General features: G+C 71.2%; 22 protein-coding genes and 1 tRNA gene. 19 read left to right on the top strand and 4 right to left on the bottom strand.

The features are described from left to right. Positions 1–119 precede the first annotated feature (119 nt). Both eutB and eutC read left to right on the top strand, forming a co-directional pair. Positions 120–1,484 carry an ethanolamine ammonia-lyase subunit EutB gene (eutB, locus tag HB662_RS09755; RefSeq protein ID WP_168049555.1) on the top strand — a complete coding sequence of 455 codons (1,365 nt, stop codon included), beginning with the start codon at positions 120–122 and terminating at the stop codon, positions 1,482–1,484. Continuing rightward, entirely contained in the window at positions 1,481–2,269 is a 789-nt protein-coding gene (eutC, locus tag HB662_RS09750) for an ethanolamine ammonia-lyase subunit EutC (RefSeq protein ID WP_168049554.1), read from the top strand. The genes eutB and eutC overlap by 4 nt, the downstream gene beginning before the upstream one ends. Here the strand turns inward: eutC and HB662_RS29685 are convergent. The 3 genes from HB662_RS29685 to HB662_RS09735 all read right to left on the bottom strand — a co-directional run bounded on the left by HB662_RS29685 (position 2,251) and on the right by HB662_RS09735 (position 4,202). Continuing rightward, positions 2,251–2,577, bottom strand: coding sequence for a cupin domain-containing protein (locus HB662_RS29685; RefSeq protein WP_168049553.1), 327 nt, complete (start codon positions 2,575–2,577; stop codon positions 2,251–2,253). The two genes, eutC and HB662_RS29685, sit on opposite strands and share 19 nt — an antisense overlap. Beyond that, positions 2,574–3,923: an amidase gene (locus HB662_RS09740; RefSeq protein WP_168049552.1), complete on the bottom strand. Its 1,350-nt coding sequence runs from the start codon at positions 3,921–3,923 to the stop codon at positions 2,574–2,576. The genes HB662_RS29685 and HB662_RS09740 overlap by 4 nt, the downstream gene beginning before the upstream one ends. A gap of 123 nt (positions 3,924–4,046) precedes the next feature. Next, positions 4,047–4,202: a hypothetical protein gene (locus tag HB662_RS09735; protein ID WP_168049551.1), complete on the bottom strand. Its 156-nt coding sequence runs from the start codon at positions 4,200–4,202 to the stop codon at positions 4,047–4,049. A 146-nt stretch (positions 4,203–4,348) separates the two neighbouring features. Between HB662_RS09735 and HB662_RS09730 the strand changes: the two genes are divergently transcribed. The 17 genes from HB662_RS09730 to HB662_RS09650 all read left to right on the top strand — a co-directional run bounded on the left by HB662_RS09730 (position 4,349) and on the right by HB662_RS09650 (position 23,347). Next, on the top strand, positions 4,349–5,356 hold the full coding sequence (locus HB662_RS09730) for a TRAP transporter substrate-binding protein (RefSeq protein ID WP_168049550.1): 1,008 nt from the start codon (positions 4,349–4,351) through the stop codon (positions 5,354–5,356). Positions 5,357–5,433: 77 nt separating this feature from the next. After that, entirely contained in the window at positions 5,434–5,949 is a 516-nt protein-coding gene (locus HB662_RS09725; RefSeq protein ID WP_168049549.1) for a TRAP transporter small permease, read from the top strand. Between the two features lie 6 nt (positions 5,950–5,955). Further along, positions 5,956–7,254 (top strand): TRAP transporter large permease subunit, encoded by a 1,299-nt coding sequence (locus HB662_RS09720; RefSeq protein ID WP_168049548.1) that lies wholly within the window; start codon positions 5,956–5,958, stop codon positions 7,252–7,254. Positions 7,255–7,259: 5 nt separating this feature from the next. After that, on the top strand, positions 7,260–8,129 hold the full coding sequence (locus HB662_RS09715) for an SMP-30/gluconolactonase/LRE family protein (RefSeq protein WP_209443211.1): 870 nt from the start codon (positions 7,260–7,262) through the stop codon (positions 8,127–8,129). Positions 8,130–8,140: 11 nt separating this feature from the next. After that, positions 8,141–8,983, top strand: a complete 843-nt coding sequence (locus HB662_RS09710) for an NAD-dependent epimerase/dehydratase family protein (RefSeq protein WP_168049547.1) — start codon at positions 8,141–8,143, stop codon at positions 8,981–8,983. 166 nt (positions 8,984–9,149) lie between these two features. After that, a complete protein-coding gene (locus tag HB662_RS09705) occupies positions 9,150–9,992 on the top strand; it encodes an aldose 1-epimerase (protein ID WP_168049546.1) in 843 nt (280 codons plus the stop codon). A gap of 49 nt (positions 9,993–10,041) precedes the next feature. Continuing rightward, a complete protein-coding gene (locus HB662_RS09700) occupies positions 10,042–11,193 on the top strand; it encodes an FAD-dependent oxidoreductase (protein ID WP_168049545.1) in 1,152 nt (383 codons plus the stop codon). Then, positions 11,190–12,812, top strand: a complete 1,623-nt coding sequence (locus HB662_RS09695) for an acyl-CoA dehydrogenase (RefSeq protein ID WP_168049544.1) — start codon at positions 11,190–11,192, stop codon at positions 12,810–12,812. Before HB662_RS09700 ends, HB662_RS09695 begins: the two co-directional genes overlap by 4 nt. Before the next feature lie 57 nt (positions 12,813–12,869). Then, on the top strand, positions 12,870–14,465 hold the full coding sequence (gene crtI, locus HB662_RS09690; protein ID WP_168049543.1) for a phytoene desaturase family protein: 1,596 nt from the start codon (positions 12,870–12,872) through the stop codon (positions 14,463–14,465). A 279-nt stretch (positions 14,466–14,744) separates the two neighbouring features. After that, positions 14,745–16,331, top strand: a complete 1,587-nt coding sequence (locus HB662_RS09685) for a phytoene desaturase family protein (protein ID WP_168049542.1) — start codon at positions 14,745–14,747, stop codon at positions 16,329–16,331. Positions 16,332–16,338: 7 nt separating this feature from the next. Further along, positions 16,339–17,178, top strand: a complete 840-nt coding sequence (locus tag HB662_RS09680) for a lysophospholipid acyltransferase family protein (protein WP_245185553.1) — start codon at positions 16,339–16,341, stop codon at positions 17,176–17,178. 3 nt (positions 17,179–17,181) lie between these two features. Further along, positions 17,182–18,282 (top strand): glycosyltransferase, encoded by a 1,101-nt coding sequence (locus HB662_RS09675; RefSeq protein ID WP_168049541.1) that lies wholly within the window; start codon positions 17,182–17,184, stop codon positions 18,280–18,282. Positions 18,283–18,366: 84 nt separating this feature from the next. After that, positions 18,367–19,977, top strand: coding sequence for a squalene/phytoene synthase family protein (locus HB662_RS09670; RefSeq protein WP_168049540.1), 1,611 nt, complete (start codon positions 18,367–18,369; stop codon positions 19,975–19,977). 24 nt (positions 19,978–20,001) lie between these two features. Beyond that, the gene (locus HB662_RS09665) at positions 20,002–21,243 is read left to right on the top strand and encodes a hydroxysqualene dehydroxylase (RefSeq protein WP_168049539.1); all 1,242 of its coding nucleotides are present in this window, start codon (positions 20,002–20,004) and stop codon (positions 21,241–21,243) included. Then, a complete protein-coding gene (locus tag HB662_RS09660) occupies positions 21,243–22,598 on the top strand; it encodes an aldehyde dehydrogenase family protein (protein WP_168049538.1) in 1,356 nt (451 codons plus the stop codon). Before HB662_RS09665 ends, HB662_RS09660 begins: the two co-directional genes overlap by 1 nt. 18 nt (positions 22,599–22,616) lie before the next feature. Further along, on the top strand, positions 22,617–23,237 hold the full coding sequence (locus HB662_RS09655; RefSeq protein ID WP_168049537.1) for a GNAT family N-acetyltransferase: 621 nt from the start codon (positions 22,617–22,619) through the stop codon (positions 23,235–23,237). A 28-nt stretch (positions 23,238–23,265) separates the two neighbouring features. Further along, positions 23,266–23,347 (top strand) — tRNA-Leu (locus tag HB662_RS09650). A gap of 56 nt (positions 23,348–23,403) precedes the next feature. On the opposite strand, the gene HB662_RS29680 is transcribed toward HB662_RS09650, so the two are convergent. Then, a complete protein-coding gene (locus HB662_RS29680; RefSeq protein WP_168049536.1) occupies positions 23,404–26,601 on the bottom strand; it encodes a beta strand repeat-containing protein in 3,198 nt (1,065 codons plus the stop codon). Between the last annotated feature and the right edge of the window lie 6 nt (positions 26,602–26,607).

Raw genomic sequence — 26,607 nt, 5'->3', positions numbered from 1 at the left:
CGTATCTGTGGCATCCTCCCCCCGGAGGCTTCAGGTGGCAACCCGGGCGCGGGGTGGGGTGAACCCGGGCGCGGGGTGGGGTGAACCCGGGCGCGGGTTGGGGTGAAGGAGAGGGTGGCATGGGTTTTTCCGCAACGGTCGGCGGCACGCGGCATGTCTTCGCCGACCTGCGCCAGCTTCTGGCCTGCGCCACGCCGTTCCGGTCCGGCGATGCGCTGGCCGGTGTCGCGGCCGCAAGCGCAGCACAGCGGGTGGCGGCGCAGCGCGCCCTGGCAGACCTGCCGTTGCGGCATTTCCTGGATGAGGCCGTGGTGCCCTATGAGGCGGATGAGGTGACGCGGCTGATCCTGGACAGCCATGACGCCGCCGCCTTCGCCCCCGTCGCGCACCTCACGGTCGGCGGCTTCCGGGATTGGCTGCTGGCGGAGGCCGATGCGCCCGCGCTGGCCGCCCTCGCGCCCGGCCTGACGCCCGAGATGGTGGCGGCACTGTCGAAGATCTGCCGGCTGCAGGACCTGGTGGCGATCGCCGCCAAATGCCGGGTGACGACGCGCTTCCGCAACACGCTCGGCCTGCCCGGCACGCTGTCCATCCGACTGCAGCCGAACGACCCGGTGGACGACCCGAAGGGCATCGCGGCGCAGGTGCTGGACGGGCTGCTGCTCGGCGCCGGGGATGCGGTGATCGGGGTGAACCCGGCGACCGACAATGTGGACAACCTGTGCCGCGTGCTGGGCCTGCTGGATGCGGTGCGCGACCGCTACGCCATCCCCACCCAGACCTGCGTGCTGGCGCATGTCACCACCACGCTGCTGGCCATGCAGCGCGGTGCGCCGGTGGACCTGGTGTTCCAATCCATCGGCGGCACCCAGGCGGTGAATGACAGCTTCGGCGTGTCCCTGTCCCTGCTGGCGGAGGCGCATGCGGCGGCGCTGTCCCTGAAGCGCGGCACGCTGGGCGACAACTGCATGTATTTCGAGACCGGCCAGGGCAGCGCGCTGTCGGCCGATGCGCATCACGGCGTGGACCAGCAGACACTGGAATGCCGCGCCTATGCCGTGGCGCGCCGCTTCCGGCCGCTGCTGGTGAACTCGGTCGTCGGCTTCATCGGCCCGGAATACCTGTTCGACGGCAAGCAGATCACCCGTGCGGGCCTTGAGGACCATATGTGCGGCAAGCTGCTCGGCCTGCCGATGGGGGTGGATGTCTGCTACACCAACCATGCCGAGGCCGACCAGGACGACATGGACGCGCTGCTGACGCTGCTCGGCGTGGCCGGCGTGACCTATGTGATGGGCGTGCCGGGGGCGGACGACACCATGCTCGCCTACCAATCCACCTCCTTCCATGACGGGCTCTATGTCCGCGCCGCGCTGGGCAAGAAGCCGGCCCCCGAATTCGCCGTCTGGCTGCACCGCATGGGGCTGGGGGACCGCACGCCGGACCTACTGCCGCCGGCGATGGCCACGGCCGGCCTGCTGTGAGCGCACCCACCCTCTGGCGTGACCTGCGCCGTTTCACCGCGGCGCGCGTCGCGCTCGGCCGCGTCGGCAACGGGCTGCCCACCGCGGCGCATCTGGATTTCCAGGAGGCGCATGCCCAGGCGCGCGATGCGGTCTGGTCGAAGCTCGATGTGCCCGCGCTGCAGGCGGCGCTGGGCGCGCAGGTGGTGGCGAGCGCGGCACCGGACCGGCGCGGCTACCTGCTGCGCCCGGATCTCGGCCGGCGCCTGGCGGAGGGTACTGTGCTGGCGCCGCGGCCCGGCTGCTTCGCCATCGTCGTGGCCGATGGCCTCTGCGCCACCGGGGTGCAGGCCCAGGCGCCCGCGCTGGTCGCGGCGCTGTCCGCGGGGTTGCAGGCGGCGGGGTGGGATGTGGCGCCGCCGGTCATCGCCACCCAGGCGCGCGTCGCCATAGGGGATGCCATCGGCCAGGCGTTGGGCGCGGCCATGGTCGCGGTGCTGATCGGCGAGCGGCCGGGCCTGTCCGCACTCGACAGCATGGGCATCTACCTGACCCACGCCCCGCGCCCTGGCCGCACCGATGCCGAGCGCAACTGCATCAGCAATATCCGCCCCGGCGGGCTGAGCGTGGCGGAGGCCACGGCGAAACTGCTCTGGCTGGTCGCCGCCGCGCGAAGCCTGGGCGCCACGGGCGTGGCGCTGAAGGATGAACAGCCGGTGGTGCCGCTGCTGGAGGTTGAGAGACCGTTTGAGAATGCAGCCGACCCGCCAGTGTTCTCAGAGGTCTCTCAGCCGGACGGCAGGTGAACCGCCAGCCACAGCGCATCCGCGCCGGTCGCCTCCACCCGGTGCCGGCAGCCTGCCGGCAGCACCGCCCAATCCCCCGTCGCCATGGCGCGCCGCGTGCCATCGGCGAAGCCGAGCGTCCCGGTGCCCCGCGCCAGCAGCACGAATTCCGTCCCGGGCTGGTCGTACCAGAAGCCGTCCGGGCTGGCGGCGCGGTGGGAGGCGATGCGCTGCACCACCACGCCACCCTGTTCCAGCAGCGTGGCGAAGCTCTCGGCGCCCTCCGCCGGGGCTTCGCCTTCCGCCAGATTGCCGAAGCGCGGGCTCACGCCGCCAGCGCCGCCTCCACCGCCTGCGCCACGGCGAAGAGCCTGGCATCGCCGCCATGCTCGCCCATCAGCTGGAAGCCGACCGGCGCCTCCCCGGCGCGGTGGCAGGGCAGGCTGATGGCGCAGCGGTCGAGGAAATTGCCGACGCTGGTGTTTCGCAGCAGCAGCAGGTTGATGCGGCCATACTCCGCCTCATCCTCGATCTCGGAGATGGCCGGCGGCACCAGCGGGCAGGTGGACGACACCACCGCATCGAAGCCCGCCGTGCGCGCCGCGAAACCCGCGATGATCCGCGCACGGTCCTGGCCGAGCTGGATGTAGTCGGCCGCTGACATCTGCCCGCCGCGCAGGATGCGGGCCAGGATGCGCTGGTCATAGGCGTCGCGCTGCCGTTCGATCAGGCCGCGATGCCAGGCATAGGCCTCGGAGGAGGCGAAGCCGCCGGTGGCATTGGCCTTCGGGATCTCGGCCAGTTCGGGCACCACCAGCCGCTCCACCCGCGCCCCGGCGGCGGAGAGTTTTTCCAGCGCCGCCTCGAAGGCGGTGGTCACGCCGGCATCCCAGTTCTCGGTCACATAGCCCTGCAGCACGCCGAGGCGCAGCCCGGCCACCGGCAGGGGCAGGCCCGGCGACCAGGCTTCCTCGCCGGCCATCAGGCTGTCGATCACGGCGCAGCAGGCGACGGAGCGCGCGATGGGGCCGAGGCTGTCCAGTGAGAAGGAAAGCGGCAGCGTGCCGGTCAGCGGCACCCGCTTCGCCGTGGGCTTCCAGCCGACCAGGCCGCACAGCGCGGCAGGGATGCGGCAGGACCCGCCGGTGTCGGACCCCAGCCCGGCAAAGCCCATCCCATCCGCCGTCGCCACCGCGGCGCCGGAGGAAGACCCGCCCGGCAGCCGCCCGGTGGCGCGATCCCACGGGCTACGCGGCGTGCCGAAATGCGGGTTGTGGCCGAGGCCGGAGAAGGCGAATTCCACCATATTGGTGCGCCCCAGCACCACGAACCCGGCTCGTTGCAGCCGGGCGACGCTGGGTGCGGTGGCGGTGGCCGGCGCCACATCCGCCAGCGCCCGGGACCCGCCGCGGGTCTGCTGGCCGGCCTCGTCATAAAGGTCCTTGATGCTGATCGGGATGCCGGCCCAGGGGCTGGGCGTGCGGCCGGCGCGCCGCAGCGCATCCATCGCCTGAGCCGAAGCCCGCGCGGCGTCGGCGTGGACAACCAGGAAGGCACGCCCGCCTTCGCCGGCCGGGTCGGCGATCCGGTCCAGCGCCGCCTCTGTCAGCGCGGCGGCGGTGGTGCGGCCGGCCGCGAGGTCGGCGGCGGCTTCGGCAAGGGTGATAGGCGGCATGGGCGGGCGCTTCCGGCTGGGATGCGCCGGATGCTGGCCAGGATGGGCGGCGGGGGCAAGCCCGCAGGACGCTCCGCCGGTTCAGCGCTGGGCGGGCGGCGCTGGCGGTTCAGCGCTGGCGGCTCAGCCCTGGGCGGGTGGCGCCATCTGGTCGTTGGCCGGCGGATGCGCAACGATCAGCTCCAGTACGGCCGGATAGACCAGGAAGCCGATCAGCCCGGCGGGCAGCAACCGGACGCCGCCGGCCTCGGCTTCCTCGATGGTGCTGTCGCGGTCCATGCTGCCCTCCTGGCATCCCACACGGCGTCAGCGCGCCAGGGGGGCGGGGGTTGCGCGGCGCGAATTGACAAAGCGGCGCGAGCCGGTTGTATGATGTCGTATAACCCGTTGCCAGAAGGCCGCGGGAGGGGAAGGAGAGACAATCCATGAAAGCTCTGCGCGCGATTGGCGCCAAGGCCGGCACGGCCTTTTGCGCGGCGGCCCTTGCGGCTGCCGCCCTGCTGCCCCTGGCGGCCACCCCCGCCGCGGCGCAGGAATGGCGTGGCTGGAACATCCATGCGGCGGACTACCCGAATGGCCAGGGGCTGGACCGCTTCGGCCAGCTGGTGATGCAGCGGACCAACAACCGCATCCGCATGCGCACCTACCATTCCGCGCAGCTCGGCCAGCAGGATGAGGCGATCCAGCAGATGCGGCTGGGCTCCATCGACTTCGGCAACTTCAACCTCTCGCCCTTCAACAACCTGGCGCCGTCCACCAATGTGGTGACGCTGCCCTTCCTGTTCCGCAACGTGGCGCACAGCCACGCCGCGATCGATGGTGTGGCCGGGCAGGAGATTGCCAAGGACCTCGAGGCGATCGGCATCATCGCGCTGGCCTGGTACGATGGCGGCGCCCGCAGCGTCTATTCCACCCGCCCGATCCGCACGCCGGCCGACATGCGCGGCCTGAAGATCCGCGTGCAGACCAGCGATCTGTGGATCGACCTGATGCGTGCGCTGAACGCCAACCCGACCCCGCTGCCCTTCGGCGAGGTGTTCACCAGCCTGCAGTCGGGCGTCATCGACGCGGCGGAGAACAACTTCCCGTCCTATGAAAGCACCCGGCATTTCGAGGTGGCGCGCTACTACACCACCACGGAACACTCCAACGTGCCGGAAGTGCTCGCCGTGTCGCAGCAGCGCTGGCGCCGCCTGAATGAGCAGGAGCGCAACATCGTCCGCGATGCCGCCCGCGAAAGCGCCACCCTGCAGCGCCAGCTCTGGGCGGAGCGGGAGCGGGTTTCGCGCCAGCGGGTCGAGGCCGCGGGCGTGACCGTGATCGAGCTGACCGATCGCAGCCCGTGGTCGCAGCTTATGGAGCCGGTCTACGCGAAGTATGCGTCGACGCCGCGCCTGGCCGGCATGGTGCAGGCGATCCGCGCCCTGCCGTGATGCGCCGAAGGGGGCGGCCCGGCCGCCCCCTTTTTTTTCTCCTCGCCATCCCTTCCGCTGCCAGGATGCAATACGCCATGGCGATGTTTTCACGCGTGCTCGATGCCTTCTGCCATGTCGTCGTGGTCGTCGCCGGCTGCGCCCTGGTCGGGCTGGTGGTGATGATGGGCTGGATGGTGTTCGGCCGTTATGTGCTGAACGACACGCCGACCTGGATCGAGCGCGCCGCGACCCTTTCCATCCTGTGCATCGCCCTGCCGGTCGCCGCCGTCGGCGTGCGGGAGCGTTTCCATCTTTCGGTGCTCGGCTTCCGCGAGGCGCTGCCGATGCAGGCACAGCGCTGGATCGCAGTGGGCTGCGACACGACCGTCGGCGTCTTCGGCTTCGCCATGATGATCTACTCGCAGGAACTGGTGGAGATGGTCTGGAACTTCAAAATCCCGCTGCTCGGCATCAGCCAGGGCTGGACCTATGTGCCCCTGCAGGTCTGCGGCGGGCTGGTGACGCTTTTCGCCATCGAGCAGGTGCTGCGCGACATCCTGAACAAGGACGGCCCCGAACAGCGCGGTATCGCCGCGGCCTTCCTGGAGTAGACTCGCGTGGAATTCGGCCTTTTCCTGATCTTCGGGATCTTCGTCCTCGGTGTCGTCTCCGGCGTGCCGGTAGCCTTCGTGCTGGGCATCGCGGCCCTGGCCGGCTTTCTGTATGAGGGCATCAACCCGGCCGTCGCCTTCCAGCAGATGGCGAGCGGCATGAGCATCTTCGCGCTGCTCGCGATCCCGTTCTTCATCTTCGCCGGGGAGTTGATGCTGCATGGCGGCATCGCGCGCCGGCTGGTGGCGCTGGCTTCCGCCGCGGTCGGCTGGATGCGCGGCGGGCTCGGCATGGTCGATGTCTCCACCTCCATGCTGTTCGGCGGCATATCCGGCTCCGCCGTTGCCGATACCTCCGCCACCGGCGTCATCCTGATCCCGGCGATGAAGGCGAAGGGCTATGGGGTGGACTATGCGGTATCGCTGACCGTGACCTCCTCGATCGCGGGCATCCTGATCCCGCCCAGCCACAACATGATCCTGTACAGCCTGGCGGCGGGCGGCGGCATCTCCGTCACCGCACTGTTCGTCGCCGGCATCGTGCCGGGGCTGCTGATGTGCGGATTCCTCGCCATCGCCGCCTATGTGATGGCTGTGCGCCGCGGCTATCCGTCGGAGCCCTGGGCCGGCTTCCGCCACCTGTTCTGGCGCTTCGTCGATGCGCTGCCGGGGCTGTTCACCGCCTTCATCATTCTGGGTGGCGTGCTGTCGGGCGTCTTCACCGTGACGGAAAGCGCGGCCTTCGGCACGCTCTGGGCACTTCTCGTGACAGTGCTGGTCTATCGCAGCCTGACCTGGGCTGATTTCAAGGTCGCTGTCGCCGCAAGTGTCCGCACCTCCGCCGTGGTGTTCCTGCTGGTCGGCACTGCCACCGCCTTCGCCTATCTGCTGGCTCTGTACCGCCTGCCGGACCTGCTGACGGAAGGGATGCTGGCGATCAGCTCCAACCCCGTCGTCATCATGCTGATGATCAACCTGTGCCTGCTGCTGCTGGGTTGCGTCATGGACATGGCGGCGCTGATCCTGATCACCACGCCGATCTTCCTGCCCGTCGTCGTCGCCATTGGCGTGGATCCTGTGCAGTTCGGCATGATCATGATGATGAACCTCGGCCTCGGCCTGACCACGCCCCCGGTCGGCGCCGTGCTGTTCGTCGGCTGCGCCATCGGCCGCATCCCGATCGAGGCGGTGATGAAGACCATCTGGCCCTTCTACGGCGCCATCGCGCTGGCGCTGGTGCTGACCACCTATTGGCCGGCCGTGTCGCTGACCCTGCCGCGGCTGCTGCTGGGCTACGAGGGCTGAGCGGGGTGTTCAGCCTGGCGGCCGACCTGCGCGCGCAGGTCGGCGAAAGCCCGGTCTGGGATGCGAAGCGCGGCGTGCTGTGGATGGTGGACATCCTTGCCCCCTGCGTCATCCGCTTCGACCCTGCCACCGGCGTCACCCGCCGCATTCCGGTGCCGGAGGTCTGCGGCAGCCTGGCGCTGTGCCGCAGCGGTGCGCTGCTGGTGGCGCAGCGCGCCAGCGTGGTGCGGCTCGACCCCGCCACCGGCGCCATCACCCCCTTCGCCAGCATGAATGATGAGCCGGGCCACAATCGGCTGAACGACGGCAAGGTCGGCCCCGATGGCTGCTACTGGGTCGGCAGCATGGATGACCGGCCGGAGAAGCAGCCCACCGGCATCCTGTGGCGCGTCACGCCCGATGGCGGCGTGGAGCGCCGGCGGGATGGGCTGGTGGTGTCGAACGGCCTGGCCTGGGGGCCGGATGGCCGGACCATCTGGCAATCCGACAGTCGCCGCGCCGTGCTCGACAGCGCCGGCTTCGACCCGGCGACGGGCGCCATCGGCCCCTGGCGGCGCGTGCGCGAGCTGGACGAGGCGACCGGCCGCCCCGATGGCGCCGCCTGCGACGCCGAGGGCAACTACTGGTCCGCCGGTGTCTCCGCCGGGCGCATCAACGTGATCTCGCCGCAGGGCGCGATCCTGCGCCACTTCGCCTTTCCGGTGCCCACCCCCACCATGCCCTGCTTCGCCGGGCCCGGGCTCGCCAGCCTGTTCGTCACAAGCCTGCGCGCCGGGCAGGATGCGGCGACGCTGACGGCGCATCCGTCGCTGGGTGGGCTGTTCCGCGCCGAGGGTCTGGGCCAGGGTACCGCCATCCATTGCTTCGCCGACTGAGGATTCCCACCATGCCCGACACCAAGCCCATCCTGCTGACCGGCGCCTCCGGCAATCTCGGCCGCATGCTGACGAAGGAATTGTCGGCCGCCGGCTACACGCTGCGCCTGACGGACATCGTGCCCTTCCCGGACGAACTGCCGAAGGGCGCCAGCTTCGTGAAGGCGGACCTGACCGATTCGCTGGCGATCGTGCGCCAGGCGGAAGGCTGCGGCACCATCCTGCATTTCGGCGGCGTCAGCGTGGAACGGCCCTTCGAGGAAGTGGCCGGCCCCAACCTGCACGGGCTGTACCACATCTACGAAGCCGCCCGGATGTTCGGCGCCCGCGTGGTTTTCGCGAGTTCCAACCACTCCATCGGCTTCCATGAAAGGCCGCAGGGCAATGCCGCGAAGCTGGACGCCGACTGCGCCTTCCGGCCGGATGGCTATTACGGCCTGTCCAAGGTGTATGGGGAGCTGATGGGCCGGCTCTACTGGGACAAGCACGGGGTGGAGAACGTCAACATCCGCATCGGCTCCTGCTTCCCGAAGCCGATCAACAAGCGGATGCTGGCCACCTGGCTGTCCTACCCCGATCTGGCCCGCCTCATCGCCCGCACCATCGAGGCCGAGCGCGTCGGGCACTGCGTGGTCTGGGGTGCCTCGAAGAACCCGGACAGCTTCTGGGCCGAGGACCACCGGGACCGGCTAGGCTGGGCGCCGCAGGATACTGCCGAGGATTTCCGCGCCGAGGTCGGCCACATCGTCTCCGACGACGCGGTGGAGGAGCGGTATCAGGGCGGCGGCTACACCTCGATCGAATACAGCCGCAAGGGCGGCTTCTCCCCCCGCGACCAATTCGACCTCGAGTGATGGCCGCGATCGGGGATCCGGCCTGCGGCCGGCATTCGTGCCGGCCGAGCGGCCGAACGGCCGCTGCGACAAGTGTCGCGCAGCCAAGCCGGCGGAGCCGGCGCCCGGCACCTGAGGGCATGAAGCCAAGCCGGCGGAGCCGGCGCCCGGCGCTTGAGGGCAAACGATGATCCGGATCGCTTCCGGCGACTGGGACGCGACGGTCCTGGTCAGCCAGGGCGCCGCGATCGGCGCCCTGTCCTGGCGCGGGCAGGACATCGTGCAGCCGGTGCCGGAGGGCGAAAGCCCGAACCGCGGGCTGCACAGCGCCTTCCTGATGGCGCCCTGGACCAACCGCCTGGCCGATGGGCGGATTTCCGTGGGTGGCCGGGACTACGTCATGCCGATCAACCGGCCGCTGGAAGGGCATGCGCTGCACGGCTTCGTGCGGGAACGCGTCTGGGCCGTGGAAGCCCAGGCGCCGGACCGCGCGGTGCTGGCCTGCACCGTGGACCATGCGCCGTTCCGCTGCGCCGCGCGGCTGGAGGTGGCGCTGGCGCCCGAGGGCCTGACCCTGGACCTGACGCTGACCAATACCGGCGACGCGCCGACGCCGATGGGCATCGGCTGGCACCCTTTCTTCACCCGCCCCACCGGCACCAGGCTGCGCTTCGCCGCCAGCACCATCTTCGGCCGCGACGCCCGCAACCTGGCCATCGCCCCGCGCCCCTGCGCCGGGCTGAATGGCGGGGAGGCGGTGCTGGAGGGGTTGGACACGCATTTCGCGGGTTGGGATGGCGTGGCGGTGATGACCCGCCCGGGCGGCCCGGACCTGGAACTGCGCGCCACCGGCGACTGGGCGCGCAACCTGCAGGTCTATGCCCCGCGCGGCATCCCGGTGCTGTGCGTGGAGCCGGTGAGCCACGCGCCGGATGCGGTGAACCGCCCCCACATCGCCGCGTACGGCCCGATGCATGTGCTGGCGCCGGGCGCGGCGCTGCGGGGCGGGGCAAGCCTGCTATTGGTGTAACCGGCGACCCCCCTTCCACAACCACGGCAGGGCAGGCCAGACTGGCGCCATGCAAAGCGCTCTCGTGCTCGGTGCCGGTGTCATGGGCCTCTCGGCCGCCTGGGCGCTGTCCCGCGCCGGCTGGTCGGTGCGGGTGGTGGACCAGGACCCGGTCCCCAATCCGCGCGGCAGTTCGGTGGATGACCACCGGCTGATCCGCCACGCCTATGGCGCCGCCACCGGCTACATGCGGATGATCGACCCGGCCTTCGCCGCCTGGGACCTGCTGTTCGCCGAGGCCGGCGAACGCCCCTACGTGCCGACCGGCGTGCTGGCCCTGGCGAACGGTCCGGGCGGCTGGCTGGCCGAAAGCCGCGCCGCACTGCGCGGCGATGGCCATGCGGTGACGGAGCTGGACGCCGCAACGGTGGCCGCGCGGCACCCCTTCCTTATGCCGGACGGCATCGCCGCCGCCTTCCACCTGCCTTCCGGCGGCGTGCTGCTGGCGCGGCGCATCGTGGAGCTGCTGGCGCGCCGGCTGGCCGCGCGCGGCATCGATATCCGCCGCGGCCAGGCCATTGCGGTGGACCCCGCCCATGGCGCGGTGACGCTGGCGGATGGCGTGCGGCTGCAGGCCGACCTGCTGGTGTTCGCCGCCGGCCCCTGGGCGCCGCGCCTGGTGCCAGGCCTGGCCGCGCGGGTGCGGCCGACGCGGCAGATCATCGTCCGCCTGGCGCCGCCACCGGAACACGAGGCCGCCTGGCAGTCGGCGCCGATGCTGCTGGACCTTGCAGGGGATGGCGGCTTCTACGCTGTCCCGCCCGTGGCCGGCACGCCGCTGAAGATCGGCGACCACCGCTTCGCCCCCACCACCGACCCGGACGCACCGCGGGAGGCGACGGCGGCGGAGGCGGCGGAGATTCTCGGCCTCGCCCGCCATCGCATCCGTGACCTGGAAAGCTATCGCGTGATCTCCGCCGCCGCCTGCTACTATGACGTCGAGGCGGAGGAACGATTCGTGGTGGAGCGGCTGGGAGAACGCGCCTTCGTCATGTCCGGCTTCTCCGGCCACGGCTTCAAATTCGGCGCGCTGCTCGGCCTGGCTTTGGCGCGGGCGGCGGGCGACCCCGCCTTGGCGCCGGGGCTGGCCGGATGGGCCGCCGGTGCCACGCCGCCGCCGCCCGGGCTGCTGGCCGATCTCGAACAGGAACAAGCGGCATGAGCGTGACCGACGACCTGGTCCTCGGCCTGACGCATGTGATCGACCTGCCCGGCCTGACGGAGGCCGCCGGCGCGAAGCTGGAGGCGGCGGACATCGCCGCCCTGGTCGAGGAAGCCGCGCGCTTCACGGGGGAGAAGATGGCCCCGGGCTGGCAGCAGGCGGACCGCCACGGCGCCCGCTACGCCAACGGCACCGTCACCTGCCCGCCGCACTACACCCAATTGATGCGGGACTGGATCGACAGCGGCTGGCAGGGCATCGCCGCCCCCACCGAACATGGCGGGCAGGGGCTGCCGCATGCGCTGTGGATCGCGGTGACGGAACTCGCCTCCGCCGCCGACATGGCCTTCTTCCTCGGCCCGGTGCTGACCGCCGGCGCCATCGACCTGCTGGCGGGCCACGCCACGCCGGACCAGGCGGCGCGCTGGCTGCCCAGGCTGGTCTCCGGCGAATGGACCGGCACCATGTGCCTGACGGAACCGCAGGCGGGTTCCGACCTCTCGGCGCTGCGCTGCCGGGCGGAGCCGCTTGGCGAGGGGCGCTACGCCCTGCACGGCCAGAAGATCTACATCACATGGGGCGAGCACGACCTCACGGAGAACATCCTGCACCTGGTGCTGGCCCGGCTGCCCGGCGCGCCGGAGGGATCGAAGGGCATCTCCCTGTTCGCCGCGCCGCGCATCCTGCCCCAGGGCGGCCGCAACGCGCTGCGCTGCGGCGGTATCGAGCACAAGATGGGCATCCACGCCTCCCCCACCTGCATCATGCTGTTCGATGGTGCGGAGGCGGAGCTGGTGGGTGAGCCGGGGCGCGGGCTGAACGCCATGTTCGCCATGATGAACGCCGCCCGCCTCGCCGTGGGCGTGCAGGGCGTCGGCCAGGGTGCGCGGGCGCTGGCATTGGCGGAAGCCTACGCGGCGCAGCGCAGCCAGAACGGCCGCAACATCGACCATCACCCGGACGTGGCCCGCATGCTGGCGGAGATGCGCGCCACCACCCTGGCCGGCCGCCTGCTGGCGTTGGAGGCCGCCGCGGCGCTGGATCGCCACCACCTGCTGGGCGAGGAGGCCGGCGCCACCCGGCTCGCCCTGCTGACCCCCATCGTGAAGGCGTGGTGCACGGATCGGGGGGTGGAGACCGCCAGCCTCGGCATCCAGGTGCATGGCGGCATGGGCTTCGTCGAAGACAGCGGCGCCGCGCAGGTGATGCGGGATGCCCGGATCGCGCCGATCTACGAGGGCACCAACGGCATCCAGGCGATCGACCTGCTGGTTCGCAAGCTGGCCCGCGACGGGGGTGCCGCCATGCGCGCCCTGCTGGCGGAGGTCGCCGCCACCGATCCGCGCCTGGCCCATGCCACCGCCCGGCTTGCTGCGGTCACCGACCTGCTGCTCGGCCTGCAGGGGCGGGACCCGGATGCGGCGCAGTCGCTGGCGGCCGCCTATCTGGATGCCTGCGGCTGGCTGCTGGGTGGCTGGATGCTGGCCCGTGCCGCCTCCGCCAGCCCGGATCGCGCCGCCCTGGCGGATTTCTACCTGGCCCGGCTGCTGCCCCGGGCGGAAGCGCGATGCATGGAAATCGAACAGGGCGCGGCGCTGCCCACGGCCTCGCGGCATTAACCAGTTGATCATGCCTCTTGCGCCCTGGCGGACCGGACGCATCTGCTGCCAACCGATATGACCGCACCCTTGTCCTCCCCCGCCCTTCACCGCTCCCGTCCCAAGGTGGCCATTATCGGCGCCGGACCCGGGGGCCTCGCCGCCGCCATGCTGCTGGCCGCCTCCGGCGCCAGGGTCACGGTCTATGAAAAGGATGAGGTGGTGGGCGGGCGTACCCGCACCCTGACCTCCCCGGAAGGCTACAGCTTCGACCTGGGGCCGACCTTCTTCCTGTATCCGCGCATCCTGAAGGAGATCTTCTCCCGCTGCGGCGCGGATCTCGAACAGGAAGTCGATATGCGGCGGCTGGAGCCGCAATACCGACTGCTGTTCGAGCAGGGCGGCGACATCACGAAGCTCGACGCCAGCGCCAATCTGGAGCGCATGGAAGCCGAGATCGCCCGCATCTCGCCGGGCGATGCCAAGGGCCTGCGCCCCTTCATGGCGGAAAACCGCGCCAAGCTGGAAGCCTTCCGGCCAGTGCTGGAACGCGCCTTCTCCACCGCCGCCGACATGATCCGGCCGGACATGATCAAGGCGCTGCCCTTGATGAAGCCCTGGTCCACCGTGGACCGGGACTTGGCGCGGCACTTCAAGGACCCGCGGGTCCGCCTGGCCTTCTCCTTCCAGACCAAATACCTGGGCATGTCGCCGTTCAAATGCCCGGCGCTGTTCACCATCCTGTCCTTCCTGGAATACGAGCACGGCGTCTTCCACCCGATCGGCGGCTGCGGCGCCGTCTCCAACGCCATGGCGCGGGTGGCCGAGCGCCTCGGCGCCGATATCCGCCTGAACAGCCCGATCGACTGCATCGCCTTCGACGGCAAGCGCGCCAAGGGCGTCGAGATCGGCGGCACGCGGCATGATGCCGATGCGGTGGTGGTGAACGCCGACTTCGCCGGCGCCATCCCGAAGCTGATCCCGAACCACCTGCGCAAGACCTGGACCGACAAGAAGATCGGCAAGGCGCGCTATTCCTGCTCGACCTTCATGCTCTACCTCGGCCTGGACCGGACCCTGCCGGGCGTCGCCCACCACAATGTCATCCTGTCCGAGCAGTACCGGGAGAATATCGGCCAGATTGAATCCGGCGAGATCCCGGAGATCCCGTCGCTGTATGTCCAGCACGCCGGCGCCACGGACCCGACCCTGGCCCCCGAAGGCCACTCCGCGCTGTATGTCCTGGTGCCGGTGCCGAACCTGATCGTGCAGCCGGACTGGGCGCAGCAGAGCGCACGCTTCCGGGAGATCGCGCTGGATCGCCTGAAGGTGCTCGGCCTCGGCGACCTGCGGCCGCACATCAAGTACGAGCGCATCGTCGCCCCTCAGGATTGGGAGAGCGACTACAACGTCGGCTTCGGCGCGACCTTCAACCTGTCGCATGAACTGCCGCAGATGCTGCTGTTCCGCCCCGGCAACCGCTTCCGCGACGTGGAGGGCGTGTACCTGGTCGGCGGCGGCACCCACCCGGGCAGCGGCCTGCCGGTGATCTACGAAGGCGCCCGCATCACCACCGGCCTGCTCGCCGCCGACCTCGGCCTGTCCGCCGCCCCCAGCCGCCCCACCCCCGGCAGCGGCTTCCAGCCGGCAACCCCGGTGGCGGCGGAGCCTTAACCTGGTTACCGCGGGTGGCCTGCAGGGGGCGCTGCCCCCTGCACCCCCGCCAAAGGGACAGTGGTCCCTTTGGAATCCCATTAAGGGGTGGAAGGGAGGAGGGGCGTGGAGCGTCCGCTGGGCCGGTGGTCCCGTGTTGCCCCTCCTCCCTTCCACCCCTCATCCCCGGGTTCAAAGGGCCAAAGCCCTTTGCGGGTGGTTCGCAGGGAGGGCAGCGCCCTCCCTGCGAACCACCCGCGCAAACCTGTTAAGACTTCGGACGACACGGAGGACGCACGCATGGCAGACCGGGTGGTGGTGGTGGGGGGTGGCCTCGGTGGGCTGGCCGCGGCCTGTGTTGCGGCGGCGCGTGGGCACAAGGTGACGGTGCTGGACAAGAACCCTTGGATGGGGGGGAAGGCGGCGGTTTTGAAGCTGGAGGCGCCGGATGGGTCCGGGTCGTTCCGGTTTGACATGGGGCCGACCATCCTGACGGTGCCGCGGGTGTTGCGGCGGATCTATGCGGAGGCGGGGCGCGACCAGGCGCGGGAGCTGCCGCTGATCCGGCTGGACCCGCAATGGCGCTGTTTCTTCGAGGATGGCACGCAGATCGACCTGATGGCCGATGTCGCCACCATGCAGGCGGAGATCGAGAAGTTCGCGCCGGGGCGTGGGTTGGGCGAGGGCTACCGGAAGTTCCAGGAGGAAAGCCGGCACCTGCATGGCGTCTCCGAGAAGTTCTTCTTCTGGCGGCCGGTCGAGGGGGTGACGGACACCATCGACATGAAGGCCAACATGAATCCGGGCACGATCCGGGACGTGTTGTCGCTGAAGATGGGCCAGACCGCGGCCAAGGTCATCCGCGGCCATGTGCCGGATGCCCGGCTGGCGCAGATGCTGGATCATTACTGCCAGTATATCGGGTCCTCCCCCTATCTGGCGCCGGCAGTGGTGTGTTCGATCGGCGACATGCAGGCCAGCGAGGGCGTCTGGTATCCGGTGGGTGGCACGCGCGCGGTGGCGGAGGGCCTGGCGAAGCTGGCCGGCGAGCTGGGCGCGGAGCTGCGCACCAATGCCGAAGTGACCGGCTTTGATATCGAGAACGGCGCCATCAAGGGCGTTCGCCTGGGCAGTGAGACGATCGCCTGCGACGCTGTGATCTCCAACATGGATGCGGTGCGGACCTACACGGAGCTGGTGGGCGGCGCGCCCGGCCGGAAATATGCGAAGCGGAAATTCGAGCCGGCCTGTTCCGGCGTGGTGCTCTATCTCGGCCTGAACAAGCGCTACGACCACCTGGCGCATCATGACTTCGTCTTCTCCCGCGATGCGGAGGAGGAATTCGACGCGATCTACAATAAGGGCGAGCCGGCCCCCGACCCGACCGCGTATCTCGCGGCGACATCCTGCAGCGATGACGGCACCGCGCCGGAGGGCGGGGAGGCGCTGTATGTGCTGGTGCACACCCCGTATCTGCGGCCGCACCACGACTGGTCGAAGATCTTCCCGAAGTATCGCCAGACCATCCTGGACAAGCTGAAGCGCACCGCGGGGCTGGAGGATATCGAGGAGCGGATCGTGGTCGAAAGCCAGCTCACGCCGGTCGATATCCATGAGCGCTACAAGGTGCTGGACGGCGCGATCTATGGCCTCGCCAGCCATGGCAGCTTCACCGGCGCCTTCAAGCCGGGCAATCGCTCCAAGATGGTGAAGGGCCTGTATCTGTGCGGCGGCGCCGCGCATCCGGGGCCGGGCATGCCGATGGTGATGATGTCCGGCTGGATCGCCGCGGATGCGCTGGATCGCGACCGTGGCGGGCGCGGCATGTCCGATGCGGCGCGCGAGGCCGGGCGGCGGGAGGCGGAGCTGGCCGCCGCGGCGGAGTAGCCATGCCATGAACGCCATGCCGGACAGGGCCGGGGGGGAGGCGGGCGCAAGTCCCGTCACGCTCTACGACCCGCGCCGCATGGCGTTCTTCCACTACATGTTCACCCGCTTCTTCCGCACGCATATGCGGGCCGCGCGGGTAGCGCGCTGGGGCATGCCGCAGGATTACGGCGCGCGGCCGCTGGTGGTCTTCGCCAACCATCCGGGCTGGTGGGACGGCGTCGCCTTCATGCTGCTGTCGCAGCGGCTGTTCCCGGGGCGGCGCATGTTCATCCCGATGGATGCGGCGGCGCTGTCCCGCTACCGCTTCATGACGCGCATCGGCGTGTTCGGCGTGGAGAACGGCAACCCGCGCGGCGCCGTCGCCTTCCTGCGCACCGCGCGCCAGGTGCTGGCGGCGCCGGACCGCATGCTGTGGATGAACGCTCCCGGCCGTTTCAGCGACGTGCGCGAACGCCCGGTGCCGATCGCCCCCGGCATGTCCCGCCTGGCGGAGATGGCGCCCGATGCGCTGTTCGTGCCGCTGGCGCTGGACTACCCGTTCTGGACCGAGCGCAAGGCGGAGATGCTGTGCGCCTTCGGCCCGCCCATCGAGGCCACCAGCCTGGCGGCGCTGCGGCGGGAGGATCGGCTGCTGGTGCTGTCGGACTCGCTGGCCGCCACCATGGACCGCCTGGCGGAGGATGCCATCGCGCGCGATCCCGCGCGGTTCGAGACGCTGCTGCGTGGCCCGGAAGGCATGGGCGGCATCTACCAGATGTGGCGGCGCTTGCTTTCGGCGGCGAAGGGACAATCATTCGATCCAAGACATGATCCCAAAGGGGATCCCACGGGAGGGGCGGGCTAGGCGATGGATCTGGAATTCACCTGGGCCTGGATTGCGCTCGCCCTCGCCATGTTCCCCGCCACCATGGGCGTCGTGAACCTGTTCCTGGTGCGCCCGCCGCGCGGTACGCCACGGGAAGGCGCGCTGGTCTCCATCCTCATTCCGGCGCGCAACGAGGGGGCGAACATCGCCGGCTGCCTGGATGCCGCCCTTGCCTCCCGCGACGTGGCGGTGGAGGTGGTGGTGATGGATGATGGCTCCACCGATGCAACGGCCCGGATCGTGCGCGATTATGCGGCGCGGGATGCGCGGGTGCGGCTGGAATCGGCGCCCGCCCTGCCGCCGGGCTGGACCGGCAAGGTGCATGCCTGCGCCCGCCTGGCCGATGCCGCGCGCGGCACGCATTTCCTGTTCATCGATGCAGATGTGCGCCTGGCGCCGGAGGCCGCCGCCTGCATGGCCGGCCATGCCGCGCGCACCGGCACGGCGATGGTCACCGGCGTGCCGAAGCAGGTGATCGGCTCGCTGGGCGAGGCGCTGACCGTGCCGATGATCAATTTCCTGCTGTTCTGCTACCTGCCCGGCGGTGGCCGCGCCTTCACCCGCAGGCCCGGCATGGCCGCGGCCTGCGGCCAGCTTCTGCTGGTGGAACGGGAGGGCTATTTTGCGAGTGGCGGGCATGAGGGGGTGCGCGGGGTGCTGCATGATGGCCTGGCGCTGGCGCGCCGCATGCGCGACCACGGCCTGGCGACCGAGATCGTGGAGGGCCACGGCCTCGCCACCTGCCGCATGTACACCAACTTCCGCGACAGCTGGGCCGGGTTCATCAAGAATGCGCGGGAGGGCATGGCGACGCCGGTGGGCCTGCCGATCTGGACGGTCATGCTCGCCGGCGCGCATCTCTGGCCGTTCTTCTTCCTGCCGCGCAGCGCCGCGGTGCTGGCGCTCGCGCTCGGCTTCGCGCTGCGCGCCGCCGTCACGCTGCGGGTGCGGGAGCCGTGGTGGACCATTCCCCTGCATCCGCTGACGGTGCTGGTGGCGCTGTCCATCCAGTGGGTGGCGCTGGCCCGCGCGCTGATGGGCAAGCCCGCCGGCTGGAAGGGGCGCGCCTATGGCACGGCGTAATAGCCGCCCCAGGTTGGGTGAGGGGGCCGCAATGAACCGCGCGCTCGCCCGCCCCCCACGCCCAATCCCCATCCTGCCCTGACCATGGACCAGTCCGAGTTCGCGGCCGGGCCTGCCGCCGGTGCGCCGAACCGGACGGAGACGACGGAGAATTTCCCCGTCGCCTCGCGCCTGTTGCCGCCCGCATTGCGGCCCAAGGTGCTCGCCTTCTACCGTTTCGCCCGCACCGCCGACGATATCGCGGATGCGCCGGACCTGGCGCCCGCAGCGAAGCTCGCGCGGCTGGATGCGATGGAGCGGCTGCTGGACGATCCGCGCGGCCCCCTGGCCGAGGTGGGCACGGCGGAGGCCCGGCTGCTGCTCTCCGCCTTCCGGCAGGATTCGGTCCAGTCGCGCTACGCGGATTGGCCCGCGCTGGAGGATTACTGCACGCGGTCGGCGCAACCCGTGGGCCGCATGCTGCTGCGCCTGCATGGGGAGGCGCATCCGCAGGCCGCGCCTGCCGCCGATGCGCTGTGCACGGCGCTGCAGATCCTGAACCACCTGCAGGATCTGGTGCCGGATCGCGCGGCGATGGATCGCATCTACCTGCCCTGCTCCTGGATGGCGCTGGCGGGCGGGGAGGATGCCTTCTTCGCCCCGGCAAACCCACATCGCCGCGCCGTGCTGGATGCGGCGTTGGACCGGGTGGAGGCGGCGCTGGAGGTGGCGGCCCCGCTGCCGCGCCTGCTGCGCTCCCGCCTGAAGCGACAGGCGGCGGTGACCCTGGCGCTGGCCTGGCGGCTGCTGGCCCGGCTGCGCGCGGCGGACCCGGTGGCCGGGCGGGTGGCGCTGCGTCGCGCCGATTTCGCCGCCGCCTTCACCGGCCTGCTGCGCCCGCCGCCCGGGAATGCCGCCGTGGTGCGCGCCCGCGTCGATCGCGCCGGCAGCAGCTTCGGCCGCGGCATGGCGGTGCTGAAGGGCGAGCGCCGCCGGGCGCTCTACGCCGTGTACGGCTTCTGCCGCGCGGTGGACGACATCGCGGATGGCGCGATGCCGGAGGCGGAGAAGCGCCGCCTTCTCGCCGCCTGGCGCGGCAAGCTGGTGCAGCCGGATTGCGCGCTGTCGGCCGAACTCGCCTGGGCGCGCGCCGGCTTCGCGCTGCCGCTGGCCGAATGCGTGGCGATGATCGACGGCATGGAGACGGACGCGACCCCCGGGCTGCGCCTGGCGGACGAGGCGGCGCTGGATGCCTATTGCCGCCGCGTCGCCGGCAGCGTCGGCGCCATGGCGGTACGCATCTTCGGCGCCCCGGGGGCGGAGCGGTTCGGCCTGGCGCTCGGCCGCACCTTCCAGCTGGTGAACATCGTGCGCGACGTGGATGAGGATGCGGCGATCGACCGCGTCTATGTCCCGGCCTCATTGCTTGCTCGCCACGATGTGCCGCCGGCTACCCCATCTGCCATCGTCGCCCACCCGAATTTCGCGCTATGCTGCGAGGACCTCGCGGCGCGGGCGGCGGCCGGCTTCGCGCGGGCGGAACTGGAATTGCGGGAGCATGACGCCCAGGCGATGAAACCGGCGCGCATCATGATGTGGGGCTACCGCCGGCTGCTGGACCGCATGCTGGCCACAGGCTTCGCGCATCCGCGCCAGCGGCCGCGGCTGACCCGGACGGAGAAGCTGCGCATGGCCTGGCTGGCGGTGAAGCCGTGAGGCTGCACGCATGACGGTGCCCAGATGACGGTGCACGTCATTGGCGCCGGCGTGGCCGGGCTGGCGGCGGCGCTGGCCCTGGTGCGCGGCGGCCAGCGCGTCGCGCTGCATGAGGCCGCTCCGGTGGCCGGCGGCCGCTGCCGTGCCCTGCCGGATGGCACCGACAACGGCACCCACGCCTTGCTCGGCGCCAACCGCGCCGCGCTGCGCTTCCTGGTGCAGATCGGCGCGCGGGAGGGCTGGGTGGAGCCGGAGCCGGGCGGCCTGCCGGTGCTGGACCTGGAGAATGGCAGCGCGCGCCGCGTGGCGCTTTCCCCCCTCGGCTGGGGCGATGCGGCACGGCGGCCGGAAGGGGTGACGCTGGGCAGCCTGCTCGCCTTGCTGCGCCTGGCGCTGCCCGGCCCGGATCGCAGCGTGGCGGACGCCTTCGCCCACCACCCGAAGCTGCTGCGCGCGCTGGTGGAGCCGCTGACGGTGGCGGCGCTGAACACCCCGGTGGGCGAAGCCTCCGCCCGGCGGCTGGGTGCGGTGCTGCGGCGGCTCGGCGGCAAGGGCGCGGCGCGGCTGCTGGTGGCGCGCCAGGGCCTCGGGCCGGATCTGGTGGCGCCGGCGCTGGCGACTCTCGCCTGCCACGGCGCCAACCTCCGCACCGGCAGCCGGCTGCGCGGGCTGGTGCAGGAAGGCGGGCGCGTCACCGGGCTGGATTTGGGCGAGGCGGTGCAGCCCATCGGCCCCGCCGATGCCGTGGTGCTGGCCCTGCCGCCCTGGGAAGCCGTGCGCCTGCTGCCCGACCTGCCGGTGCCCACCCGCCATGCGCCGATCCTGAACGTGCATTTCAACCGGCTCGAGGAAGGACCGGTGCGCTTCCTCGGGTTGCTGGGCGGGCTGGCGCAATGGGTGCTGGTGCGGCCCTCCGGCGTCTCCGTCACCGTCAGCGCGGCGGATGACAGTGTCGGGCTGAACGATTCGGAGGCTGCGGCGCGGATCTGGCCGGAAGTGCGGGAGGCGGCGCTGCGCTTCGGCCTGCCCGGCGACTGGCCGGTGGAATCGCCCCCGGCGCGGGCGGTGCGCGAACGCCGGGCGACGCCGCGGCACGGGCTGAACCCGCCCCCGGCCCCGCCGCGCCGCCCGCTGCCCAACCTCGCCCTGGCCGGCGACTGGACGCTGGCTGCCCTGCCGGCGACGATCGAGGCCGCCATCCGATCCGGCGAGGCTGCCGCGGCGGCCCTGCTCTCCGCCCAGGCGCGCCAGGCCGTCGCCGCCTGATGCCATGCCGCACACCCGCCGCGGCACTCGCGCAGCTGCGCGCGGCGGAGGCGCGCGATGGCCGGCTGGCGCTGGACCGGCGGCGCGACCTGCTCGACCGGCTGGCGAAGACCCTGCTGGCGCGGGCGGAGGATCTGGCCGCCGCGCTCGACGCCGATTACGGCGGGCGGTCCCGGCTGGAGACGCTGCTGGCCGATGTGCTCTGCACCGTCGATGCCGCCCGCCATGCGCGGCGCCACCTGCGCCGCTGGGCCAGGCCCCGCCGCGTCGCCGTGCCCTACCCCTTCTGGCCGGCCAGCGCGTGGGAGGAGCCGGTGCCGAAGGGCATCGTCGGCATCATGGCGCCCTGGAACTACCCTGTGCAGCTCGCCTTGGTGCCGGTGGTGGATGCGCTGGCCGCCGGCAACCGCGTGGCGGTGAAGCCGAGCGAGGCCGTGCCCCGCACCGCCGCGCTGATCGCGGAGGTGCTGGAGGCGGCGCTGGGTCCGGAGATCGCCGCCACCGTGCTGGGCGGGCCGGATGTGGCGGCCGATTTCGCCGCCCAGCGCTGGGACCACCTGATGTTCACCGGCGGCACGGAAACCGGCCGCAAGGTGGCGGAGGCCGCCGCGCGCAACCTGGTGCCGGTGACGCTGGAACTCGGCGGCAAATGCCCGGCGGTGGTGCTGCCGGGGGCGGATCTGGCCGTGGCGGCGCGGGATATCCTGGTCGGCAAGGCGGTGAATGCCGGGCAGACCTGCGTGGCGCCGGATACCGTGCTGCTGGTCGGCCACACCATCGCTGACTTCACTGCCGCCTGCCGCGCCAGCGGCCTCGCTCTGCCCGAATCGGGCCTGGCCAGTGATGCCCAGGCGGCGCGGCTGGACCGGCTGCTGCAGGGGGTGGCGCAGCAACCGCTCGGCCCCGATGGCCCTGGCCGGCAGCGCGCCTTGACGCTCGCCTTCCCGCAGCCGGGCGATGCGCTGGGGCGGGAGGAGGTGTTCGGCCCGGTCCTGGCGGTGGAGGAAATGGCGGGGCTGGAGGCGGCGATCGGCTGGATCAACGCCCACCCGGCGCCCCTCGCGATCTACCTGTTCGGCGCCAGCCGGGCGGAGCGCACGGCGGTGGGCGCCGCCACCCGTTCCGGCGCCCTGGTCAGCGGCCGGACGGTCGAATATGCGGCGTTTCCCGCCCTGGGATTCGGCGGAACAGGCGCCTCAGGGCAGGGGCGCTATCACGGAAAACAAGGATTTTTTACCTTTTCCGAAGCAAGATCACATGTTCGGCATGGTGCCTGGAGTCTGGCGCGTGTCTTTGATCTTCCTAGAAAAAGACTCGCCCACCGGTTGATCGCGAGGCTGGTGGGAAGACGTTAACGATGCCAGACTCGATTCATGAACGCATCAGGGGATCAGGTTCGGGAGGTATGCACGGCCAGGCTGTGCCTTCGCCTGCCCTTTCCGGAAGATGCGGCACCGCTTGCCAGCCTGATGGGGCCCGATATCAGCGCCAGGCTGGCCTCCTGGCCGGTCCATCTGGCGCCCGAGGCGGCGGCCGCCCGGCTGGGTGAAGCCCGCGCGGCCGCGATGGCCGGGCTGGCCCTGCCGATGGTGATCACGCGTCGCGATGGCGGCGAGATCGTCGGCTGGATCAGTGCCGCACGTTCCGAGGCCGACCGCAACCGTGCCGTGCTGACATATTGGCTGGGCGACCGGTTCCAGGGCGAGGGCCTGATGCGGGAAGCCGCGCCGGCGGCGCTGGCGGCCATCTTCGGCCAGCTTGGCGTCAGCGAGGTGCGTGCCGCGGTGCAGCCGGACAACACCGCCTCCCGCGCCGTGCTGCGCGGCCTGGGCATGCGCCCGCTTGGCGTCGGCCGCATCTGGTGCGCCGCACGGGGGCGGGAGGAGCAGTGCGAGTGGTGGACCGTGCTGCGGCCCATCGAATCAATCCTGCCGCAGACCGATGTGGCGGAGGCTCGTCTTCCCTCCCCGGCCGGGCCCGCCCTGGCGAGGTGACGCCAGGCACGGCATAGTCGGCCCACAGGCGGGCGTGCCGGAACGGTAGACGGAAGGGTCTTAAAAACCCTCGGCCCAGTGCCATGCGGGTTCGATCCCCGCCGCCCGCAATTCCCTCTCGCCCTGCCGTGGCGGAGGGATTGCCCCCCGCCCTCCGGCCGCAGCTTCAGGCAAACAGCGCGTTCACCTGGTTGGCGGTCATCGCGCCGATCTGCGTCGTGGTGAAGCCGGCCACCTGCGTGTCCGTCAGCGCCGTGATGTCCGCCACCTCCAGCGCCGTGACCTGGGTGGTGCTGAGGGCGGCGAGCTGGGTCGTCGTCAGCCCCTCCATCTGCTTCGTGGTCAGCGCGGTGATGGAGGTGCTGGTCAGCGCCGCCACCTGGGTGGTGGTCAGCGCCCCCACCATCGTCACCGTCAGGCCGCCGAGCTGGGTGGTGGTCAGCGCGGCGAGGCTGGTGGTGGTCAGGCCGGTGGCCTGGGTCGAGGTCAGCGCGGAGAGCTGCGTTGAAGTCAGGCCGCCGAACTGGGTGGTGGTCAGCACCGCCAGGTCGGTCGTCTCCAGGCCGCGGATCTCCACGCTGCTGATGCCACCGATCTGCGTCGAGCTCAGCACGGCGACCTGGGTGGTGGTGAGCGCGGCCAGCTGGGCGGAGGTGAGGCCGGCCAACTGGGTGGTGCCCAACCCGCCGATCTGCGTCGTGGTCAGCACTGCCAATTGTGTGGTGGTCAGCGCCGCCGCCTGCGTCGTGGTCAGGGCCGCGACCTGTGTGGTGGTCAGCGCGGTGGCCTGGGTGGTGGTCAGCGCCGCAAGCTGGGTGCTGGCCAGGCCGCGCAGCTGCGTGGTGGTCAGCGCCACCAGATCCGTCGTCTCCAGCGCCACCGCCTGGGTCGAGGTCAGCGCGGAGAGCTGCTGGCTGGTGAGGCCGGCGATCTGGGTGGTGGTCAGCGCGGCCAGATCGGTCGTCTCGATGCCACGGATGGTGGCGGTGGCCAGGCCGGCGATCTGGGTGGTGGTCAGCGCGCCGATCTGGGTGGTGGTGAAGGCCGCGACCTGTGTGCTGGTCAGGCCGGTGAGCTGGGTGGTGGCGAGACCCACAACCTGGGTGGTGGTCAGGGCGGTGGCCTGGGTGGTGGTCAGCGCCGCGAGCTGGGTGGAGGTGATGCCGCGCAGCTGGGTGGTGGTGAGGACGGCGAGATCGGTGGTCTCGAGCGCGGCGAGCTGGGTGTTGGTCAGGCCGTTGAGCTGGTCGGAGGACAGGCCGCCGATCTGGGTGGTGTTGAGGGCGGCGAGGTCGGTGGTCTCCATGCCGCGGATCCAGTTGCGGCGGATGGCGCCGACCTGGGTGGAGGTGAGCGCGGCGACCTGGGTGGTGGTGAGCGCGGCGAGCTGGCCGGTGGTGAGGCCCTGGACCTGGGTGGTGCCCATGGCGCCGACCTGGGTGGTGGTGAGGGCGGCGACCTGGGTGGTGGTGAGGCCGCCGACCTGGGTGGTGGTGAGGGCGGCGACCTGGGTGGTGGTGACGGCGGCGAGCTGGGTGGTGGTGAGCGCGGCGAGCTGGGTGGAGGTGAGGCCGCCGAGCTGGGTGGTGGTGAGGACGGCGAGGTCGGTGGTCTCCAGCGCCGCGGCCTGGGTGGTGGTGAGGGCGGCGATCTGGGCGGTGCCGAGGCCGCCGATCTGGGTGGTGGTGAGGGCGGCGAGGTCGGTGGTCTCCAGGCCGCGGATCTGGCTGGAGCGGATGGCGGCGATCTGGGTGGTGGTGAGCACGCCGACCTGGGTGGTGGTGAGCGCGGCGAGCTGGGTGGAGGTGAGGCCGGCGACCTGGGTGGTGCCGAGGGCGCCGACCTGGGTGGTGGTGAGCGCGGCGAGCTGAGTGGTGGTGATGGCGGCGAACTGGGTGGAGGTGAGGCCGGCGACCTGGGTGGAGGTCAGCGCCACCGCCTGGGTGGTGGTCAATGCACCGATCTGGGTGGTGGTGAGGCCACGCAGCTGGGTGGTGGTGAGGACGGCGAGGTCGGTGGTCTCCAGCGCGACCGCCTGGGTCGAGGTCAGCGCGGAGAGCTGCTGGCTGGTGAGGCCGGCGACCTGGGTGGTGGTGAGGGCGGCGAGGTCGGTGGTCTCCATGCCGCGCAGGGCGACGCTGCCGATGGCGGCGATCTGGGTGGAGGTCAGCGCGCCGACCTGGGTGGTGGTCAGCGCCGCCATTTGCAGCGACCCGAAGCCGGCAACCTGCGTCGTGCCCAGCGCGGCAAGCTGCGTCGTGGTCAGCGCCTCCGTCTGCGTCGTTGTCAGCGCGCCCATCTGGGTCGTTGTCAGGCCGCGTATCTGCGTCGTCGTCAGCGCCGCCAGATCCGTCGTCTCCAGCGCGAGGATCTGCGTCGCGCTCAGCCCGCCAAGCTGCAGGCTGGTGAGGCCGGCGACCTGGGTGGTGGTGAGCGCGGCAAGGTCCGTGGTTTCCAGGCCGCGGATCTGGCTGGAACGGATCGCGCCGATCTGCGTCGAGGTCAGCACGCCTACCTGCGTGGTGGTGAAGCTGGCGATCTGCCCGGAGGTGAGGCCGGCGACCTGAGTGGTGCCGAGGTTGCTCACCTGCGTCGTGGTCAGCGCCGACAATTGGGTGCTGCTCAGCGCCGCCATCTGGACCGAGGTCAAGCCACCAAGCTGCGTGGTGGTCAGCGCCGCTGCCTGCGTCGTGGTCAGTGCGGCAAGCTGCGTCGAGACCAGGCCGCGCAGCTGGGTGGTGGTCAGCGCCACCAGATCCGTCGTCTCGAACGCCGCCGCCTGAGTGCTGGTCAGCGCCGCAAGCTGCGCCGTCGTCAGCCCGGCCATCTGCGTGGTGGTCAGCGCCTCGATGTCGGAGGTCTCCAGCCCACGGATCTTCGTCGCGCCGATGGCGCCGATCTGCGTGGAGGTCAGCACGGCGACCTGGGTGGTGGTGAGCGCCGCGATCTGCTGCGAAGTAAGGCCGACCACCTGGGTGGTGCCAAGGCCACCGAGCTGCGTGGTGGTCAGCGCCGCCACCTGCGTGGTCGACAACATCGCGGCCTGAAGCGAGCTCAGGGCGCCGAACTGCGTCGAGGTCAGGGCGCCGACCTGCGTGGTGGTCAGCGCGGCGATCTGGGTGGAAACCAGGCCGCGGAGCTGCGCGCTGGTCAGCACGGCGATATCCGTCGTCTCCAGCGCCGCGGCCTGCGTGGTGTACAGCGCGCCGAGCTGTGTCGCAGCCAGGGCGCCGATCTGCGTCGTTGTCAGCGCCGCGATCTGCGTCGCGGCCAGGCTACGGATCTCGGTGGTCCGCAGCGCGGCAATGGTCGTGGTCGTGAGTTGACCGATCTGCGTGGTGGTCAACGAATCGAACAGCGCCATCGCCAT

Origin of the sequence: Falsiroseomonas frigidaquae (assembly GCF_012163145.1) — a bacterium.
GTDB classification, from domain to species: Bacteria; Pseudomonadota; Alphaproteobacteria; order Acetobacterales; family Acetobacteraceae; genus Falsiroseomonas; species Falsiroseomonas frigidaquae.
The sequence above is the reverse complement of the archived record's forward strand: the minus strand, read 5'-3'. Positions and strand labels throughout refer to the sequence as shown.

Coding starts and splice junctions, on each gene's coding strand:
- eutB (WP_168049555.1), top strand. CDS start 120: ATGGGTTTTTCCGCAACGGTCGGCGGCACGCGGCATGTCTTCGCCGAC.
- HB662_RS09740 (WP_168049552.1), bottom strand. CDS start 3,923: ATGCCGCCTATCACCCTTGCCGAAGCCGCCGCCGACCTCGCGGCCGGC.
- HB662_RS09735 (WP_168049551.1), bottom strand. CDS start 4,202: ATGGACCGCGACAGCACCATCGAGGAAGCCGAGGCCGGCGGCGTCCGG.
- HB662_RS09730 (WP_168049550.1), top strand. CDS start 4,349: ATGAAAGCTCTGCGCGCGATTGGCGCCAAGGCCGGCACGGCCTTTTGC.
- HB662_RS09725 (WP_168049549.1), top strand. CDS start 5,434: ATGGCGATGTTTTCACGCGTGCTCGATGCCTTCTGCCATGTCGTCGTG.
- HB662_RS09710 (WP_168049547.1), top strand. CDS start 8,141: ATGCCCGACACCAAGCCCATCCTGCTGACCGGCGCCTCCGGCAATCTC.
- HB662_RS09705 (WP_168049546.1), top strand. CDS start 9,150: ATGATCCGGATCGCTTCCGGCGACTGGGACGCGACGGTCCTGGTCAGC.
- HB662_RS09700 (WP_168049545.1), top strand. CDS start 10,042: ATGCAAAGCGCTCTCGTGCTCGGTGCCGGTGTCATGGGCCTCTCGGCC.
- HB662_RS09695 (WP_168049544.1), top strand. CDS start 11,190: ATGAGCGTGACCGACGACCTGGTCCTCGGCCTGACGCATGTGATCGAC.
- crtI (WP_168049543.1), top strand. CDS start 12,870: ATGACCGCACCCTTGTCCTCCCCCGCCCTTCACCGCTCCCGTCCCAAG.
- HB662_RS09685 (WP_168049542.1), top strand. CDS start 14,745: ATGGCAGACCGGGTGGTGGTGGTGGGGGGTGGCCTCGGTGGGCTGGCC.
- HB662_RS09680 (WP_245185553.1), top strand. CDS start 16,339: ATGAACGCCATGCCGGACAGGGCCGGGGGGGAGGCGGGCGCAAGTCCC.
- HB662_RS09675 (WP_168049541.1), top strand. CDS start 17,182: ATGGATCTGGAATTCACCTGGGCCTGGATTGCGCTCGCCCTCGCCATG.
- HB662_RS09670 (WP_168049540.1), top strand. CDS start 18,367: ATGGACCAGTCCGAGTTCGCGGCCGGGCCTGCCGCCGGTGCGCCGAAC.
- HB662_RS09665 (WP_168049539.1), top strand. CDS start 20,002: ATGACGGTGCACGTCATTGGCGCCGGCGTGGCCGGGCTGGCGGCGGCG.
- HB662_RS09660 (WP_168049538.1), top strand. CDS start 21,243: ATGCCATGCCGCACACCCGCCGCGGCACTCGCGCAGCTGCGCGCGGCG.
- HB662_RS09655 (WP_168049537.1), top strand. CDS start 22,617: ATGAACGCATCAGGGGATCAGGTTCGGGAGGTATGCACGGCCAGGCTG.
- HB662_RS29680 (WP_168049536.1), bottom strand. CDS start 26,601: ATGGCGCTGTTCGATTCGTTGACCACCACGCAGATCGGTCAACTCACG.